The sequence below is a fragment of the Staphylococcus casei genome, assembly GCF_030294405.1.
Classification (GTDB): domain Bacteria; phylum Bacillota; class Bacilli; order Staphylococcales; family Staphylococcaceae; genus Staphylococcus; species Staphylococcus succinus.
In genome coordinates this window covers 1,830,293-1,849,412 of sequence record NZ_CP125718.1, presented here as the reverse complement: position 1 = coordinate 1,849,412, position 19,120 = coordinate 1,830,293, and the positions used below count along the sequence as shown (strand labels likewise).

The 19,120-nt window shown below is 31.1% G+C and carries 20 protein-coding genes, 1 tRNA gene and 1 pseudogene; 16 read left to right on the top strand and 6 right to left on the bottom strand.

The genetic code is table 11. The features are described from left to right. Nucleotides 1-46: 46 nt before the first annotated feature. From trxA to QMO72_RS08895, 9 genes are all read left to right on the top strand, one after another. On the top strand, nt 47-361 hold the full coding sequence (gene trxA, locus QMO72_RS08935) for a thioredoxin (RefSeq protein WP_069824333.1): 315 nt from the start codon (nt 47-49) through the stop codon (nt 359-361). Nucleotides 362-539: 178 nt separating this feature from the next. Then, nucleotides 540-2,327, top strand: a complete 1,788-nt coding sequence (uvrC, locus tag QMO72_RS08930; protein WP_103267902.1) for an excinuclease ABC subunit UvrC — start codon at nt 540-542, stop codon at nt 2,325-2,327. Nucleotides 2,328-2,666: 339 nt separating this feature from the next. Next, nucleotides 2,667-3,278 carry a succinate dehydrogenase cytochrome b558 subunit gene (locus QMO72_RS08925; protein ID WP_103267901.1) on the top strand — a complete coding sequence of 204 codons (612 nt, stop codon included), beginning with the start codon at nt 2,667-2,669 and terminating at the stop codon, nt 3,276-3,278. 42 nt (nt 3,279-3,320) lie between these two features. Beyond that, a complete protein-coding gene (gene sdhA / locus QMO72_RS08920; protein ID WP_103267900.1) occupies nt 3,321-5,084 on the top strand; it encodes a succinate dehydrogenase flavoprotein subunit in 1,764 nt (587 codons plus the stop codon). A 2-nt stretch (nt 5,085-5,086) separates the two neighbouring features. Beyond that, nucleotides 5,087-5,914, top strand: a complete 828-nt coding sequence (gene sdhB, locus QMO72_RS08915; protein ID WP_103267899.1) for a succinate dehydrogenase iron-sulfur subunit — start codon at nt 5,087-5,089, stop codon at nt 5,912-5,914. 212 nt (nt 5,915-6,126) lie between these two features. Continuing rightward, nucleotides 6,127-6,921 carry a glutamate racemase gene (gene racE, locus QMO72_RS08910; RefSeq protein WP_069824328.1) on the top strand — a complete coding sequence of 265 codons (795 nt, stop codon included), beginning with the start codon at nt 6,127-6,129 and terminating at the stop codon, nt 6,919-6,921. Nucleotides 6,922-6,937: 16 nt separating this feature from the next. Next, nucleotides 6,938-7,519 (top strand): XTP/dITP diphosphatase, encoded by a 582-nt coding sequence (locus QMO72_RS08905; RefSeq protein ID WP_103267898.1) that lies wholly within the window; start codon nt 6,938-6,940, stop codon nt 7,517-7,519. Next, nucleotides 7,519-8,028, top strand: coding sequence for a YfcE family phosphodiesterase (locus QMO72_RS08900; protein WP_103267897.1), 510 nt, complete (start codon nt 7,519-7,521; stop codon nt 8,026-8,028). The genes QMO72_RS08905 and QMO72_RS08900 overlap by 1 nt, the downstream gene beginning before the upstream one ends. Nucleotides 8,029-8,257: 229 nt before the next feature. Then, nucleotides 8,258-8,331, top strand: a tRNA-Arg gene (locus tag QMO72_RS08895). Between the two features lie 51 nt (nt 8,332-8,382). On the opposite strand, the gene QMO72_RS08890 is transcribed toward QMO72_RS08895, so the two are convergent. After that, entirely contained in the window at nt 8,383-9,429 is a 1,047-nt protein-coding gene (locus QMO72_RS08890) for a tyrosine-type recombinase/integrase (protein ID WP_103267896.1), read from the bottom strand. A 64-nt stretch (nt 9,430-9,493) separates the two neighbouring features. Continuing rightward, nucleotides 9,494-10,123 (bottom strand): hypothetical protein, encoded by a 630-nt coding sequence (locus tag QMO72_RS08885; protein ID WP_103267895.1) that lies wholly within the window; start codon nt 10,121-10,123, stop codon nt 9,494-9,496. A gap of 357 nt (nt 10,124-10,480) precedes the next feature. On the opposite strand from QMO72_RS08885, the gene QMO72_RS08880 reads away from it, so the two are divergent. The 4 genes from QMO72_RS08880 to QMO72_RS08865 all read left to right on the top strand — a co-directional run bounded on the left by QMO72_RS08880 (nt 10,481) and on the right by QMO72_RS08865 (nt 13,650). Then, nucleotides 10,481-10,813, top strand: coding sequence for a DUF4260 domain-containing protein (locus QMO72_RS08880; protein ID WP_103267894.1), 333 nt, complete (start codon nt 10,481-10,483; stop codon nt 10,811-10,813). 203 nt (nt 10,814-11,016) lie between these two features. Further along, on the top strand, nt 11,017-11,298 hold the full coding sequence (locus QMO72_RS08875; protein WP_103267893.1) for a phage holin: 282 nt from the start codon (nt 11,017-11,019) through the stop codon (nt 11,296-11,298). Between the two features lie 797 nt (nt 11,299-12,095). After that, a complete protein-coding gene (locus QMO72_RS08870; RefSeq protein WP_107553944.1) occupies nt 12,096-12,974 on the top strand; it encodes a PhzF family phenazine biosynthesis protein in 879 nt (292 codons plus the stop codon). 196 nt (nt 12,975-13,170) lie between these two features. After that, complete coding sequence (locus QMO72_RS08865) at nt 13,171-13,650, top strand: staphylokinase domain-containing protein (protein WP_433963176.1); 480 nt, start codon at nt 13,171-13,173, stop codon at nt 13,648-13,650. A 170-nt stretch (nt 13,651-13,820) separates the two neighbouring features. Here QMO72_RS08865 and QMO72_RS08860 read toward each other — a convergent pair whose 3' ends face one another. From QMO72_RS08860 to QMO72_RS08850, 3 genes are all read right to left on the bottom strand, one after another. Then, nucleotides 13,821-14,675, bottom strand: a complete 855-nt coding sequence (locus tag QMO72_RS08860; RefSeq protein ID WP_103267316.1) for an arginase family protein — start codon at nt 14,673-14,675, stop codon at nt 13,821-13,823. Between the two features lie 1,031 nt (nt 14,676-15,706). Further along, entirely contained in the window at nt 15,707-15,910 is a 204-nt protein-coding gene (locus QMO72_RS08855) for a helix-turn-helix domain-containing protein (RefSeq protein ID WP_069824322.1), read from the bottom strand. Between the two features lie 61 nt (nt 15,911-15,971). After that, nucleotides 15,972-16,301, bottom strand: a complete 330-nt coding sequence (locus QMO72_RS08850; protein ID WP_103267318.1) for a hypothetical protein — start codon at nt 16,299-16,301, stop codon at nt 15,972-15,974. Between the two features lie 257 nt (nt 16,302-16,558). Here QMO72_RS08850 and QMO72_RS08845 point away from each other — a divergent pair. The 3 genes and pseudogenes from QMO72_RS08845 to QMO72_RS08835 all read left to right on the top strand — a co-directional run bounded on the left by QMO72_RS08845 (nt 16,559) and on the right by QMO72_RS08835 (nt 18,249). After that, nucleotides 16,559-16,927, top strand: a pseudogene (locus QMO72_RS08845) (VOC family protein). A gap of 439 nt (nt 16,928-17,366) precedes the next feature. Beyond that, entirely contained in the window at nt 17,367-17,867 is a 501-nt protein-coding gene (locus QMO72_RS08840) for a YagU family protein (RefSeq protein ID WP_103267319.1), read from the top strand. A 226-nt stretch (nt 17,868-18,093) separates the two neighbouring features. Beyond that, nucleotides 18,094-18,249 (top strand): hypothetical protein, encoded by a 156-nt coding sequence (locus QMO72_RS08835; RefSeq protein WP_167693330.1) that lies wholly within the window; start codon nt 18,094-18,096, stop codon nt 18,247-18,249. Nucleotides 18,250-18,607: 358 nt separating this feature from the next. Here the strand turns inward: QMO72_RS08835 and QMO72_RS08830 are convergent, their stop codons facing one another. Beyond that, entirely contained in the window at nt 18,608-18,775 is a 168-nt protein-coding gene (locus QMO72_RS08830) for a nucleoside triphosphate pyrophosphohydrolase family protein (protein WP_158264633.1), read from the bottom strand. Between the last annotated feature and the right edge of the window lie 345 nt (nt 18,776-19,120).

Below are 19,120 nucleotides of genomic sequence, written 5' to 3'. Positions count from 1 at the left end.
TGTTATAATTTCTTCATCATTTGAAATTTAAGGAGGATTGGCATTTATGGCAATCGTAAAAGTAACAGATTCAAACTTTGATGAAAATATTCAATCAGGTGTTAATTTAGTAGATTTTTGGGCAACATGGTGTGGCCCTTGTAAGATGATAGCTCCAGTATTAGAAGAATTAGCAGGAGACTATGATGGTAAAGCTAACATTTTAAAATTAGATGTAGATGAAAACCCATCAACAGCTGCTAAATTTGAAGTTATGAGTATTCCAACTTTAATCGTATTTAAAGATGGAGAACCAGTAGATAAAGTAGTAGGTTTCCAACCTAAAGAAAACTTAGCAGAAGTATTAGATAAACACTTATAAGCATCTACCATAAGACTGGGACATTAATTCATTTAATGTCCCAGTTTTCAATTTGTAGCGTTTTAATACATTGTTAATTATGATTGAGTACATATATAATGTAGATGAAGTGATATCTATAGTTTTTAGTAGTAGATGAAGTGTTGAATTGAAAAATAATTGGAAGGAGGGATTTGGAGTGGAAACTTACCAAGAACAAATCAAACAGAAATTGACAGTAGTACCAATGGAACCTGGTTGTTACTTAATGAGAGATCGCAATGACCAAGTGATATATGTAGGTAAAGCGAAGCGATTAAGAAATAGGTTGAGATCATACTTTACTGGTGCACATGATGCAAAGACGACACGTTTGGTTGGGGAAATTCGTGATTTTGAATTTATTGTAACTTCAAGTGAAACAGAATCCTTACTTCTAGAATTAAATTTAATTAAACAATACCAACCACGCTATAATATCTTACTCAAAGATGATAAAAGTTATCCATTTATTAAAATAACAAAAGAAAAATATCCAAGATTAATAGTGACACGTACAGTGAAAAAGGGGAGTGGCAAATACTTTGGTCCATACCCTAATGCCTATTCTGCACAAGAAACCAAAAAGTTATTAGACCGTATATATCCATTTAGAAAATGTGATAAAATGCCGGATAAATTATGTCTATACTATCATATTGGTCAATGTTTAGGACCTTGTGTTTACCCAGTAGAGTTAAATCAATACGCAGAAATGACAAAAGAAATTACTGATTTTCTGAATGGTGAAGATAAAACGATACTAAAAAATTTAGAACAGAAGATGCTAGAAGCAAGTGAAACATTAGATTTTGAAAGAGCAAAAGAATATAGAGATTTAATTCAACATATTCACAATTTAACTAAGAAACAAAAAATCACGACTTCGGATAATACAATTAGAGATGTTTTTGGTTATAGTGTTTCCAAAGGTTGGATGTGTATTCAAGTATTTTTTATTAGGCAAGGCAATATGATTAAAAGAGACGCTACGATGATTCCGATTCAACAGACTGCAGAAGAAGAATTCTATACCTTTATTGGACAGTTCTATGAATTGAATCAACATTTAATGCCCAAAGAAGTACATGTACCTAACCATTTAGATCGTGATATTATTCAATCTGTAGTTGATACAAAAATCGTACAACCGATTAAAGGTAAAAAGAAAGAAATGATAGATTTAGCAAATCATAATGCAGAAGTTACTTTAGAAAATAAATTTGAGTTAATTTCTAAAGATGAGTCACGCACTGTAAAAGCAATAGAAGAATTAGGCGACTATATGGGAATTCAAACACCAATAAGAATTGAAGCTTTTGATAATTCTAATATTCAAGGGGTCGATCCTGTTTCGGCCATGGTCTCATTTATAGATGGTAAGCCTAATAAAAAAGGCTATCGCAAATATAAAATTAAAACCGTTGAAGGTCCAGATGATTATAAATCAATGAGAGAAGTCGTGCGCAGACGTTATACTCGAGTACTAAACGAAGGGACGCCTCTACCAGACTTAATTATAGTCGATGGTGGTAAAGGACATATGAATGGTGTTATCGATGTTTTAGAAAACGAACTCGGCTTAGATATACCGGTAGCAGGGTTGCGTAAAAATGATAAGCACCAAACTTCTGAAATATTATATGGTGAAAGTGCCGAAATTGTCCCATTAAAGAAAAATAGCCAAGCCTTTTATTTATTACAGAGAATTCAAGACGAAGTGCATAGATTTGCGATTACTTTTCATAGACAAACACGTCAAAAGACAGGCCTCCAGTCAGTTTTGGATACTGTGGAGGGGATTGGTTCCAAACGTAAGACCAAATTACTACGCACTTTTGGTTCAATAAAAAAAATGAAGGCCGCTAGTATTGAGGACCTCAAAGTAGCAGGTCTACCTCAGAATGTCGCTCAAAATTTACATCAAGCTTTGAGCGACAAACAGTGACAAAAGTTTTGGGTGTGAGAATCATTCTCATGCCCAAAACTTTATAATTTAGTGTTACAATAACAAATAACAGGAAATCTTTTTTTACTTGTGATTGGAAGCGTTTTCTAATTGAGAGATATTATCATTAATGATTAGTATTATAGAAAATATGTAATTTTAAATCAGAGATATACTTTTCTGCTAAATATAATTGAGCAAATTATTTTATTGCAGTAAACATATTATGGTGGAATAACTTGTTATCTTAATGCTTTTTAATGATAAATAGAATAGCTTAATTCACTTGAAAGAAAAGGAAATCCAAAAAAATCAATTGTTTCACAGGGGGGCCTCCTTTTGGCATATTCGAAAAATCAATTCTATTTAAGACGCTTACATTCATTATTAGGCGTGATACCAATAGGTGGATTCTTATTAATTCATTTACTTGTTAATCATCAAGCGACTAAAGGTGCTGATGCATTTAACAAGGCAGCCGGATTTATGGAATCTTTACCTTTTTTAATTGTATTGGAATTTGTGGTCATTTATATTCCGATTTTCTATCACGCAGTTTATGGTGTACATATTGCCTTCACGGCAAAAGAAAACGTAGGACATTATTCTAAATTTAGAAACTGGATGTTCTTACTGCAACGTTTCACTGGTATTTTAACGTTTGTATTTGTTGCAATTCATTTATGGCAAACACGTATCCAACGTGCATTAGGCCATGAAGTAAATTACGACATGGTACACGATATTGTATCCAATCCATTATGGTTGATTTTTTATATTGTATGTATGTTATCAGTCACATTCCACTTTGCGAATGGTTTATGGTCATTCTTAGTAACATGGGGTGTACTACAATCTAAAAGATCACAACAAATTTTCACTTGGGTTTCACTTATCGTATTTTTAGTCGTATCGTACATTGGTTTAAGTGCTATTCTTGCATTTTTATAATTTAGAAAAGTCTTTGATATATATTTAGGGGAGTGACAATTTATGGCAGAGAAGAAAGTTATTGTTGTCGGAGGCGGACTTGCTGGTCTTATGTCAACAATTAAAGCAGCTGAACAAGGTGCACATGTAGATTTATTCTCGCTTGTTCCTGTTAAACGTTCACACTCTGTGTGCGCACAAGGTGGCATCAACGGAGCGGTCAATACCAAAGGTGAAGGAGATTCTCCAACAGTTCACTTTGATGATACTGTATACGGTGGAGATTTCTTAGCGAATCAACCACCTGTTAAAGCGATGACAGAAGCAGCACCACAGATTATTCATTTACTTGATCGCATGGGTGTTATGTTCAATAGAACAAATGAAGGATTATTAGATTTTAGACGTTTTGGTGGTACTTTACATCATAGAACAGCATACGCTGGCGCTACAACAGGACAACAATTACTTTATGCTTTAGACGAACAAGTTCGTAGTTTTGAAGTAGATGGTCTCGTAACAAAATATGAGGGATGGGAATTCCTAGGTATCGTTAAAGATGATGACAATATGGCAAGAGGTATTGTTGCGCAAAATATGACAACAGCAAAAATTGAATCCTTTGGTTCAGATGCAGTTATTATGGCAACGGGTGGTCCAGGTATCATATTTGGTAAGACAACTAACTCAATGATTAATACTGGATCAGCAGCCTCAATCGTTTATCAACAAGGTGCTAAGTACGCGAATGGCGAGTTTATTCAAATTCATCCAACGGCTATACCCGGTGATGATAAATTAAGATTAATGAGTGAGTCTGCACGTGGTGAAGGTGGTCGTATTTGGACTTATAAAGATGGCAAGCCATGGTACTTCTTAGAAGAAAAATATCCAGACTATGGTAACTTGGTGCCTCGTGATATCGCGACACGTGAAATCTTCGACGTATGTGTTAACCAAAAACTAGGTATCAATGGTGAGAACATGGTTTATCTAGATTTGTCACATAAAGATCCACATGAGTTAGATGTTAAACTAGGCGGTATTATTGAAATTTATGAAAAATTCACTGGCGATGACCCTCGCAAAGTCCCAATGAAGATATTCCCAGCAGTACACTACTCAATGGGTGGTTTGTATGTTGATTTTGACCAAATGACAAATATCAAAGGTTTATTTGCAGCAGGCGAATGTGATTACTCACAACATGGTGGTAATCGTTTAGGTGCTAATTCTTTACTATCAGCTATTTATGGTGGCACTGTTGCTGGTCCAAATGCGATTGACTATATCTCAAATATTGAGAAGTCATATACTGAATTAGATGAAAGTCTTTTTGAAAAGCATGTTCAAGATGCACAAGAGCAATTTGATTATTTACTGAACATGAAAGGTACTGAAAATGCTTATAAACTTCATCGAGAACTTGGTGAAATTATGACTGCGAATGTTACTGTGGTTCGTGAGAATAAGAGTTTATTAGAAACAGACAAAAAAATTGTTGAATTGATGGAACGTTATCAAAATATCGATATTGAAGATACTCAAACTTGGAGTAACCAAGCTGTATTCTTCACACGTCAATTATGGAATATGCTCGTATTAGCCCGCGTTATTACAATCGGTGCATATAACCGAAACGAGTCTCGTGGTGCACATTACAAACCAGAATTTCCTGAAAGAAACGATGAAGAATGGTTAAAAACTACTTTAGCATCTTATCAAGGAAAAACTGAAGCACCTAAATTTACATACGAACCCGTCGATGTAAGTTTAATTCCACCTCGTAAACGCGACTATTCTACGAAGTCTAAAGGAGGTAAGTAATCATGGCAGAAACTAAAGAAGTAAATGATACTCCGACACAAGATGTTCAAGGTGGGCAACAACAAAACAATAAGAACTCAATTAAACTAATAATTAAGCGTCAAGATGATGATAAGTCAAAACCCTATGAAGAAGAATTTGAAATTCCTTATAGAGAAAATTTAAATATTATCGCATGTTTAATGGAAATCAGACGTAATCCAGTTAATAGTAAAGGTGAAAAAACAACACCTGTGATTTGGGATATGAACTGTTTAGAAGAAGTATGTGGTGCGTGTTCAATGGTTATTAACGGTAAAGCAAGACAATCATGTTCTGCAATCGTTGATCAATTAGAACAACCTATTAAACTTGAACCGATGAATACATTCCCAGTGATTCGTGATTTACAGGTGGATCGTACAAGAATGTTCGATAACTTAAAACGAATGAAAGCTTGGGTCCCAATTGATGGTACTTATGATTTAGGTCCAGGGCCACGTATGCCAGAGAAAAAACGCCAAACTGCGTATGAATTATCGAAATGTATGACTTGTGGTGTTTGTTTAGAAGTTTGTCCAAACGTTACAAGTAATAATGATTTCGTTGGAGCACAAGCGATTTCTCAAGTAAGATTATTTAATTTACATCCAACAGGCTCAATGACTAAAGACGAACGCCTAGATGCATTAATGGGTGGCGGCGGATTACAAGAGTGTGGAAATTCTCAAAACTGTGTCAATGCATGTCCTAAAGGGATTCCTTTGACAACATCTATTGCAGCATTAAATAGAGAAACGTCTTTCCATATGTTCAAATCTTTCTTTGGTTCAGATCACCAAGTTAATTAATGGACGATCATTTTAAATTAGGGCTTAACATTTGTGGTGAACAGATGTTAAGCCCATTTTTTATACATCATATCATAAGGATTACAATATGATTGAAGGCAGTAGATATTATATATATAATAAAAGTCTTTATTTCAATCGTGATAAATGATTTTGAAATCACTACTGTGCTAAAATAAATTACAAGTAAATAAGTAAGGATGAAATTGACTATGGACAAACCAATTGGTGTAATCGACTCAGGAGTAGGCGGATTAACGGTTGCTAAAGAAATTATGCGTCAACTTCCAAATGAAACAATTTATTATTTAGGGGATATTAAGCGATGTCCTTATGGTCCAAGAGATGGATCTGAAGTAAGGCAATTTACAACAGAACTGGCTGAAAAACTCATGACATTTGATATTAAAATGTTAGTGATTGCTTGTAATACAGCTACAGCTGTTGCGTTGAATCATTTACAAAATTTGTTAGCGATCCCGGTTATCGGTGTAATAGAACCTGGTGCTAGAACCGCAATTATGACGACTAAAAATAAAAATGTTTTAATTTTAGGTACAGAAGGTACAATAAAATCTGAAGCATATAGACATCATATTAAAAATATAAATCCTAATGTTGAAGTCTCAGGTGTTGCATGTCCAGGATTCGTACCTTTAGTTGAACAAATGCGCTATAAAGATCCAACTATTACCAGTATTATTATGCATCAAACGCTTAAACAGTGGAGAAATAGTGATGCGGATACAGTTATTTTAGGATGTACCCATTATCCATTGCTATATCAATATATTAATGATTATTTTGGTGGAGAAAAGGTTGTCATTTCGTCTGGTTTAGAAACAGCACGGGAAGTGAGTGCATTATTAACATTCAGTAATGAACATGCTGGCTATAAAAGAAAACCAGCCCATAAGTTTTTTGCTACAGGCGATACGGAACATATCGAAAGTATTATTGAAGAATGGCTTCACATGAAAGTGAAAGTAGAAAAAATAGAAATCTAAGTAAGGAGATATAATGATGGAAGATATTGTAATTGCGACGAATAACAAAGGCAAAATTAATGATTTCAAAGTTATTTTTCCAGAATATAATGTAATAGGTATTAGCGAAATTATTGAAGGTTTTGATGTAGAAGAAACGGGAGAGACATTTGAAGATAATGCTAAACTAAAATCTGAAGCTGCAGCCAAAGCGTTAAATAAACGTGTGATTGCCGATGACAGTGGTTTAGAAGTATTCGCTTTAAATGGAGAGCCAGGTGTCTACTCTGCACGCTATGCGGGTGTGGACAAAGATGATGAAGCAAATATAGACAAAGTACTTAAAAACTTAGGTGACACTGTAAATCGCAATGCACAGTTTGTGTGTGTCATAAGTATGAGTGCTCCAGGAGAAGAAACTGTCCAATTTAAAGGTACTGTCCAAGGTGAAATAACTTTAAGTAAGATAGGGGATAATGGCTTTGGTTACGATCCAATATTCTATATAGCTGAAAAAAATAAAACGATGGCTCAACTAACTGTAGAAGAAAAAAGTGAACTTAGTCATAGGGGTAAAGCAATAGAACAGTTACGCCATTATTTAAAGGATGAACAATAATGACAAAATGGATTATAGTGAGTGACAACCATACTGAACAAGGTGTTCTATTTAACATTATTAACCAACACGAAGATTTAGACGTGGCAATCCATTTAGGAGATTCTGAATTCGCTTATGATGATAGTGAGTTGAGTCATTTCTATAGAGTAAAAGGAAATACAGATTTCTATCCAGAATTTCCAATTGAAGAAACTGTTAAAATCAATAATATTAAGGCATATTATACGCATGGTCACTTATATAATGTAAATCGCACAAGAATGAGACTTGCTGAGCAAGCTAAAGCTTTAGAATGTAGCTTTGCTTTTTATGGGCATACTCATGTAGCAAAGCACGAAGTTATTGGTGGTATACATATCATTAATCCAGGTAGTATTTCACAATCACGGAGTGATATTGAAGAAACATATGCAGAAATATTAGTTGATGAAGCACAGCAAAGTGCAATCTTAAACTTTCGCAATCGAAATCATGAAGTGATAGAAAGTGAATCGTTCACGATTTAAGACTTTAAAAGCATATTCATGATACTGTGAATATGCTTTTTTTAAATAAAAGGCTTTTTATACCTCGTTCATGACATTTCCAAGCAGTATTTAAAAAGATTTTAAACATAATACTAAAAATGTGATAAAAAGACTATTATAGTGAAAAATCATATTTATTTTTAACACATAGAGTATTGCTTTATAGTACTAAGTTAGATATAATTATATTTGTGTTGAAAAACGTTAAGTCCTGGTAGCTCAGCTGGATAGAGCAATGGCCTTCTAAGCCATCGGTCGGGGGTTCGAATCCCTCCCAGGACACTATACCCGTTGATACATCAACGATTTGAGAGAGCAAGTGTCAAATACGTGTCAAGAGAATAATTCTCTGACACATTGACCTTGCTCTTTTTTATGTTCATCAAGTAAATGTGTATAAACATCAAGAGTTATAGAAATATTCGCGTGTCCTAATCTTTTACTAATATACTCAATTGAGATCCCTTTACTAATAAGGTAACTAGCGTGTGTATGTCTTAATGAATAAGGTGTGATTGCATCTTCGATATTAAATTTTATTTTTGCTTTTTTAAACACTTTAGATATAGCAGTTTGAGATAAGCCAAATAATTCACTGTTAATTTTCTGTGGGTGTTTTGCTATTGCTTTTTTAATGTAACTTAAATCACTATCAGATACCTCTATTTCTCTATCTGCATTTTCTGTTTTAGTACCAGGCAAATGAATTAAACCAGGTTTGTAATATAAGTCTTTATAAGTCATTCTATTCACTTCTGAAAACCTTGCGCCAGTTATTAAAAGAATATATAACACAAGCGTACTTTTATCATCTTTTCGTTTGAAGTATTTTCTTAGCTGTTCATATTCTAATATAGTAAGAAACTTCACATTTTCCTTTTTAGGTAATTTAGTACCTTTATAACTCACTTTATAAGTTGGGTCCTTCTTTAAATAGCCATCATATATAGAATCTTTGATACAACTGGATATATATAAATGTACTTTTCTAACTGTTTCTGATGTTCTACCATTTGAATAATTAGAAATGAATTTTTGGTATTCATTCCTTGTAATATTCTTAATTAATATATCTTCGCCAAAGTGAGCCAGAAATAAATCAAGTGCATGATCATACCAGTATTGTTGTTTATCAGAAAGTTTATTTTTCCCGTTTGCTATTAACCAGTCTTTATAATATTCCTCGAATTTTTTGTTTTCTTCAACATTGTTTCCATCTTCCAAATCTCTAATTAATTGTTGTGCTGCATAAGTAGCTTCTGCTTTAGTCTTAAATCCAGACTTACGCTTTTTACCAGACTTAAAACTTGAGTCTTTAACATCATATTGCCAAGAAGTTGATGTTTTATTTTTTCGTTTTGTCACTGTAAATGTTGCCATATTAACCATTCCTCCTAAAAAAACAAAAAAATATAAAGGGCAGTAGGGACTGCCCTTAAAATTATTAATTGATTGGTTCTACTTCTTCTAAAATTTCATCTTGTCTTTTTTCCATTGCTTCCATCTCTTTATCACTATATTCTTCATCACCGTACATTTTATCGGAAAGTCCGAAATATTCTTCTTGTAGTTTTTCTTCTTTAGCTTCTTGAGCAGCTGAATTTGCTTCTTCTTCCTCCTTCATTTGTTTATAGGCAGCATCAGAATCTAATAAACCGGCATCGCCGTTAGGTATACCCGTATACCCGTGTTCTTTAGCTACTTTTGCATTAGCTTCCATTTTTTCTTGGTCAGTAGGTTCTTGTTGCACAGGTTGTTGCTGTTGTTCTACAGGTTGAACTTCTTGTTGTGATTGAACAGGTTCTTGCGTTGATTGTGTTTGCTGTTCAGTGTTTGCTTGTTGTGTATCTTCTTGTTGATTGTTATCAGTGTTAGAAGTTTCTTTTTTATCATTATCTTCTTTATCTGACTTTTCTTTTTTATCGTCATTAGACTTCTTGTTTTCATCTTTCTTGTTATCATCTTTTGACGATGACTTCGTTTCTTTCTTATCTTCTGACTTACTTTCTTCTGAATTCCCACATGCTGCTAACGCTAAAAAACTCGCTAATACTAAAAATAATGCCTTTTTCATTTAACATTTCTCCCTTAATATTATTTGAACATACATATTCATTATATATAATATTGGGTGGAAAGTTTAGGAGTTTTTTAGTTTATCAAAATAATGTTGTTATAAACATTTTATGCAATAAGGTGGGTATATAAGAAATATAAATAGTTACATACACAAAGTAGATACTCATGAACAATGTTTACACTGATATGAAGAAACTGGATTAATTAAGATAAGATTAAGTGCGATAACTGAAATAAAATAACCCACCTATTAATTTGGGTGATTTCCAATCCTAAACGTCAATAAAGCAATTGAATAAAGTAATAAGGTTTAGCAATCTAATAGAAAGGAGGGGTTTTTACGGGTAATTTAATTAAGGTAGAAAATGCATTTGTTTTTATTACTGCTGTTATAATTTATTTTATGTTTGGTTTTTCTTTATGGATTTTTTTAATATTTTTATTAGTTCCTGATATTTCTATGTTGGGGTATTTGTTTAATAATAAAATTGGTAGTTATGTATACAATATTGGTCATTCTTATATCATTCCATTATTGATAACTTTGTTTTATTTAGTAATTGGGGAAAGTTTGTTATTGCAGATTGCATTAATTTGGTTGGTTCATATTAGCATGGATAGAGCTATTGGATATGGTTTAAAATACACTATTGGTTTTAATAAGACTACAATCCAAAAACTTTAAAAATAAAGTGATTACAATTGTTAAATTAAATCATAAAAAATAACTTATAATAATCTGTCACCGTCTTTTTAACGGGCTCAATGGGGCGATACACTTATGTGTGTTGCCCTTTTTCTGTCTGTAAATCAACATAACACAAAAATATTATCAATTATTTAAGTCGGCATAGTCATGTCGGCTTTTTATTATGAGGAGGAAAAATTATGAATGCAAAAGTAACAGCAATCGCGAGAGTTTTAGCACTTATTATTGTATTAATAAATCAATGGTTATCAAATATAGGAGTTAGTCCAATACCAGTTGATGAGTCAACACTAATGACTATTGCAGTCGCATTAGTCACGATGTGGAAAGATAACCCAGTTACAGATGCAGCTCATGATATCGCATTGGGTGTTGAAGCTTGTTACTTCTCTAATCGTTCACGTAAGCTTAAATCACTAGATCATACATGTCGTATCATGACTGAATTATGTAATTCATGAGAAGATTAACCCACGTAATGAAATGCCTGTATATCAACAAATACAATACGATAAACAAGATTCAGGAAAATTATTAGTAGCAGCTAGTTATGCTAGAAATAATATTGCTGTATTAGATAACATAGTAATGAAACACATGAAAGGGCCCTACTCAGAAAATTGCAGCAAATGTTAATACAGCAACAATAGGAAGGCCGTCACATATCGTTTTAGCATGGCATGGTGCTTTTACAGTAATTAAAAGTTAAAAGAATAAGATGGCACTTCATCCTTTTTTAGCCACTCTATCTTGAAGACTGGAACTTTTTGTTTTAAAAATATAGTTAAGGGTAATTAAATAGAGCACTAATTATAGTTACTTTATTGTTACTAAATTAGCTCTAATATATTTAAGGTAGACGTGTGGGGATTCGTCTACCTTTTTAATGTTCTTTTTAAATTATACTCATACTATAAGGACAGGCGCAGTAATGCATTTGCCTGATTTGATTTAGACGTGCAAGCGTACATTTTACTACGATCCTAAGATAGCATGGAAGATCAGCACAATATAAAAAATACAGTTAAGTAATAATCAATGGGCGAGTTAAACGATAAATTAGTTTGTGAATGTTCCATGTCCATAAATTGAAGTGAGTTATATTAAAGAAATGGAGCCATAGAGAAGGTAGATAGTTATGAACAATGTTCAAATTCAAATATGAAGAAATTGGTTTAATTAAGGTGAAATCTACGGAACGAATCCTTTAAGAAATGACTTGTGTTAATATTGGAAGTAATTAATTGGGGGAATGAAAATGGAATATTTAAATTTCAAGCAAGTAGATGTTTTTCCAAACGAGTATTTTAAAGGTAACCCTGTTGCTGTAGTCTTTGATTCAGATAATTTATCTACGAATCAAATGCAGAATATTGCAAATTGGACCGGTTTATCTGAAACTACATTTGTTTGTAAACCAAAAAATAAAAATGCTGATTATAAATTGAGGATTTTTACATCAAATAGAGAACTACCTTTTGCTGGTCATCCTACACTTGGTTCAGCACACGCTGTACTAGATAATGGTTTAATTGCTAAAAATAAAAACGTTTTGATTCAAGAGTGTGGTGCAGGTTTAATAAAAATTGATATTAATAAAGATAAAATGTATTTTAGTTTGCCTGAACCTAAAATAAATGATATCCCTTTTGCTAATTTAAGTGGTTTAGCTAATAGTTTAAACATAACTACAGAAGATATTATATATAGTAAGAATATTAATATTGGGGCAGAGTGGTTAACTCTTAATTTAAAAAATGCAGATATTGTTAAAAAGATTGAGCCGGATTTTATTGAAATGAAAAAATATCTCTATGATCATACTACCGGAGTAACAATTTTTGGTGAACATACAGATTTAAGTGAAGCAAAATTTGAAGTTCGTTCTTTTTGTCCGCAAGATAGTGTGCAAGAAGACCCAGTTTGCGGGAGTGGTAATGGATGTGTAGCAGTAATGGCTGACTTATATCATTTAGCCAACGAAAAGAATTATATCAATACTCAAGGATCGTGTATAAATCGGAACGGTAAAATATATATAGATAATGGAGAAAAATTAAAATTAGGGGGTCAGTCCAAAGTAATTATCGATGGGAAAATTATTGTTCCAAAAGAGTTAGGAAAACAACACTTTTAATATTATTTTAAACCACCATCTCAATGAAGAGGTGGTTTTTATTTTGTTTAGTTTTAAAACACTTCATTATAAAATATAATTTTGATGTTTTTGTCAAAAAGTTGTAAAAAATATATTGTTTTTTCGATGTGATTTCGTGTTATTATATAAAAAAATAAAGAGGTGATTTTAAATGAAAAAACATAAGAAAGTCATTATGACTTCTCTAGTAGCAAGTAGTATCGCTTTAACAGCTTTCGTTAATCCTCAGGTGAATGCATCTTCTAATGATAATCATTCATTAAAAATAGGTGGAGAAAAAGATTATCAAGAGGCAGCAGGCCCACATTTAATGGTAAATATAACTGGATTAGATAAAAAAGGGAATGAAATTTTGCATCCGCATTATGTAGAATTCCCGATAAAACCAGGTACTTTCTTAACAAAAAAAGAAGTTATAAAATATGTTGAATGGACGTTAGATGCTTCAGATTATAATAAGTATAAAGTTTTAGAATTAGCACCAAATTCTAAAATTGAAGTGTCTTATTATAGTAAAAAAGATAACAAGGTAGTTACACAAAGTTTTCCAATAACAGATAAAGGTTTTGTTATCCCAGATTTATCTGAACATATACAAAATCCAAGTTATAATTTAGTAACAAATGTAGTTATAGAAGAAAAAAATTCTAAGTAAAAAAAAGAAAAGAAACAGAAATAGACACATCTTTCAAGGTAAAAGGAAATTTGAAAAATTTAATTTTCGAAAAGGATGTAGTGTTCTATGAATATGTAACCCCCGCCTAAATCAATAGGTGGGGGTTTGAGGATTGATATCAATAAAGTAATTTGAATAAAGATATTATTTCATTCAAATATATTGAGTTTAGAGAAAATGTTTTTAAGACTGATTTGGTCCCATGGTAGATATTCTGCAACTGTAAAGCCTACAACATCATTGTTGTTGAATAAGCCGCTTAAAATATCGTTTAATTGTTTCAAAGACATTTGCCCAGATGCTGATGGAAATTCAGTAACGTTTGGTTCTGCAAAATAAGTAGATTTAAATTCTTTAGGATTTAGTACATCTATATCAAAGTGAATAGCAATTTTTGAAAAATTATTTTTATTAATCCAATTTTGTATTTTGGGATAATTATAAATACTTTGATTTTGGATTTCGTAATCAATATTAAATTCTTTAAGATGATGAACTTCAAAATCTAATAAATCTTGTAATCCAACATATAACAATTGATCTTTATTTAAAGGGTTTGAAACTAATTTAGAAAGTTCGTTATCCCCTTGACCTAATAAGTTAGCGACAACCATAGCATGTTCACTTGGTACATTTTCTGGGCTTGAGATATCTGGATGTGTATCAATCCAAATAACGCCTAAATCATCTTTATATTTTGATTTAAGATAATCGAAGGGGGCTTGAGATACCATGCAATTACCACCTAAAGTTATGATTTTGCTAGGTTTTTCTTTATCTAGAATATTTTTAGCTTCTGCTACATTATTTATAATTTGAGATTGTCCGTAGACACCATTTTCTTTATAGATTTCATTGTTTTGAGGTGATTCAACATTAATTTTGATTTCTTTTTGGTTTTTATTTTTGGGAATAAGACTTTTTAATAAATCAGCACCAAAATAATATTCTGCTTTATTGCCTGATTGCCAATCTGGGTATATCAATCGTAATGTATTTGTCATTTTTATCACTCATTTCTAGATTTATAATTTAATTATACATTATACTGAAAAACTTATTGATTCTTCTGTTTTGAAAAAAACGTCGATAAATGAGTTTATTCTTCTCTGAATACTCATTTTATATGAAAGACTGTTTTAAAGTAACTATACGTTAATGAATCGAGGTATCACATAGTTTATATAATACCTCTAAGAGGACCAAATGGCCTGATATATCAAAGATTAAAGAAAGCAGAGCAAGTCTGTGTTAACAGATCAATCCTATGACATGTTAATCACATTCTTTTTTGTTCATCAAGTAAATGTGTATAAATATCAATATGGAATCAAACAATATTTGAAGAACTAATCACATTAACTTTGGTGAAAGATAGCAGTAAATATGTTGTGGGTCGGATGGTGGATAATTTCAGTTTGTGATATTTCAAGATACTGGAAATGTGGTATTTTACTATTGTTAATTACTAGTTGAGCTAAGATAAATAATTTGTTATATTTTAATTGTGCACTGTTATGTGGTGTACATCTCGTTATTTATACTTTTATATTTTACAACTTTCTTAAAGAGCGAGCCCTTCTCACGCTTGCTCTATTTTTATGTTGTAAGTTCTGTTTTATGAATCATATGTATGATATATACGATTATAATTTTGAGGAGAAAAATTTATGTATATTAATTATTGGAAAAACTCATTCAATTATAAAGGAACTTCAAGCCTAATAGACTTAGTTTTGTGTATTATGATAAATATAGCAGTATTAGTTTTAATCATGGTTTCTGGATTATTTGTTCCTATAACTTGGGAAAACACAGTAGTTGATATTTATTATTTAGTTTTATTAATAATGATTATACCTACAATTTCTATGATTGTGAGAGTGGTACATAGTTTTATTAAAAAATAATTTTCTTGTATTGTGTGAACAAAAGTAATATGAGTTTTCATATTAAAGGGCAAAGCAATTACTATCAACTGCTTTTTTCAACGGCATTATAAACAATTGAAATCACCCATATTTAAAATGGGTGATTATGTTTTAGTGATATTTTCTTCGGTTGTATTGAAAAATTCCGCTAAGTCTTGCTGGTTTTCTTTTGTACATGACGTCTTCTTATTTTCAATATCTTGTAATTTGCCATGAGTTAAATCTGTTTTCGTATATATAGACTTTAGTCTTTTAGATAACTCATAACTGTTTAAGCCAGTTTTAACTCTATATTTTTTTAACCCCATAAATCAACACTCCTATTATATGTCAAATATAATTAAAATATTAATGCGCTTTATAAAAAAATTATGAAAATGCAATATAATAATCTAATTCAATTCTAATTTCATCCAATTTAAAGATATAATGCTCATAAGGGTCTCTATCATTTTTATGCCATTTCACCCCTGATTTATCCATAGCTTGGTGAATAGTTATACAATAGTTTTTAAATGCATGAGTGCCTAAATTTTCGTAGTCTAAGTTGTCTACGTATCTAATTCGGTTCTGTAGTTCTTTTTTTACTATTATAGCCTTTATATAGTCTTTTTCTTCCATTGCTATTTCTGTCATTTCTAATAAATGATATACATCTTCTAAAAGTTCTCTTTTTGATAAGTTTTCAATATTAAACATATAATCATCCTTTATTGTAAATATGTATGACTTCAAATGATGATTAATGTTGTTAAATAGGTAACTTAAGTATCCTTTAATCATAAGTGTAAAATTGCACAAAAGCAAGAAATCGGTTTATCACTATATAAATATGCGACAATCCCCTTAATTAAATAGCGATATCCTTTAATATTGCTATTACAATACACTTAGTAGTTTGAATTTTACTCTTTTAGGATATATTTAACGTGTTAATGAAAGAGAAGGCGGGCGTCATGGTAAAACTAGATCAAGTGATGATCTACGTAGATGACCAAGCGAAAGCAGTTAAATTCTGGAAAGACGTTTTAGGTTTTGTGGTTGTATCAGAAGAAGAAATGGCGGATGGATTTAAGGCTGTAGAAATTGCACCTACGAATCAACTAGAAACTTCTCTTTTGATTATTGAAAAAGCATTCATGAGAAAGTATAGCCCCGAAGTAAATCTTGCTACACCCTCGTTAATGTTTAAAGAAAAATTTTGATGAGTTATATAAAAAATAAAAGCAAAAGGATTAACTGGCCATGATATTATTGAAATGTCAGGTACACGCGGTTTTAATTTTCAAGATGGACAAGATAATTACGTTGCAGTCAGTGATTAAATCATGGGGTTAATTAAATATATAGAAGTTCGCCTAAATGAATAGGTGCTTTTTTTACTATATTCAGAAGAATAAAGCGTTGTATATATTAAAAGATAGAATCATTATATAATTACCAATTATAGTTATCATATTTTGATTCTCTTTGAGTAACATCTCTCTAATAAAGGGATGTTTTTTTATGGGTTAAATGAAGAGAAAGGACCTTGATAGATTTATCAATTAAAGTGATAAAAAGAGAGATATACAAGCGAAACAGTTATAACGAATTAGGCTAAATTTTGTCACAATGTTGTTTATAATTTTTGAAAAATAGAGTTGTTATAATAAATTGCGTTTGATATTATTATTTAAAAATAATTATAGAAACCTATATTCATGGTTTGAGAAGATGATTCATAATATTAAAATTTTAAAAATAGATAGAGAGGGAATACGAATGCGTATAAAAGAAAAATTATCATTTGTGCAAATTATTTATGCTACTATCGTTGGTGGATTACTATCAGGTATTGTCAAATTTGGTTGGGAAGTGATGTTACCACCAAGAACACCAGAGCGAAATATGACCAATCCACCTCAAGAACTATTACAAAAATTGGGTTTTAGTCCTGAATTGACACACTTGACGTATCAATTTTCAGATCAATCCATGCCATGGATCAGTTTTATTGTTCATTTTGGCTTTTCAATTGCATTCGCTTTTATTTATATTATATTGGTTAAACATTTTTCTAAGCTTTCGATGGGGTATGGTTCTATATTTGGTATAGCTGTGTGGATAGTCTTCCATTTAGTTGTGATGCCAATCATGCATGTGGTACCAAATGCATTTGAACAACCAGTGCAGGAACATGTTTCGGAACTATTTGGACATATCGTATGGATGATGGTCATAGAATTCGTTCGCAGATACTTTGTTTATAAAAGTAAAATTTAATATAGCTTTGACTTAAACATAACAGACCCATTTATTAATGAACGGGTCTGTTATGTTATATATAACTTAATAACTAGATTCAAATACATTAAGGAGAACGATACCTATTATAATTCAACTTTTTTTGAACTGTATTATTTATATTTTGCGTTTAACCGTTACTTTGTTTAATATTTAAGTTTATAGGGTATCAATCTGATACTACTCAATTAAGGGAGGTTATCCTTTGATAACTAAAATTAAGAACTTGCTTAATAAATATGTTGAAAATGGAAAGCTTGAAAAAGGTTTGCATAAAGTAAATGATAAAATTAGTCAAAAAAAAGGAAAAGATTATTCTAAGTATATTGATAAAATTATGAGTAAATTAAAGAAAAAATAGTTCGTAAATCGATTTGCATTGATATTAAAGTAATACACTCGTTTCAATTTTAACTGCAACATAATAGTTTCTAGTTTTTATTATAATTAATAGGGAATACGATAGTTACTAACAATTGTTAGTTTTTAGAATTAATTTGCGGCCACCCATACATGTCACTGGGTGGTTTATTTTTGTTTTATAAAGTACTAACACTATAGATAATAATTATTTAATATCGAAGTCTGTTTATTTTTATCCATAAAATTTTCCATAGCTTCATTTGAGTTAATATTCATTTTTACTGAGATTACAGCTAACCACCAAACAATCTATCCAGTTTATACTCCCAATTCTATTTATCTTGTGATTTATCGAGTTATATCCTCGTTTGATCTATTAATAATCTACGACTTAAACCTACATCAGTAGATAATGCTAAGCCATCTTCCAATACTGTCCACTTTCTACCATAATACTTTTCTTCTAAGTTGTGATAAACATTTCTAATTTTCATGCTTTTAGTAGATACTTGATTTAAATCCATAATGTGACTACCAATCATGAAATTTAAAGTACTTAAATATCTCTAATATTTCAAAAGGTAAAAATACGGAAGCATAACAATGTAAACGAGTTAAAATAAGTAATATTTTGTTACATATGTTATATTTGCTATCAATAAGAAAAATAAGTTTACGCCACTACAATATTCCTATAGTTAACAACTTAACGTTGGGCAATTTCAATTTATTATAAAAATGTTATGAACAATTACAAGAAAACTAAGTATTATGACAAAGTTTGGAAATTTTATTTTCATTTATATATCGAAAAACATGATTTTATCCTATTTAATATAATATAATGTATTACATATTGATGAAAAAAG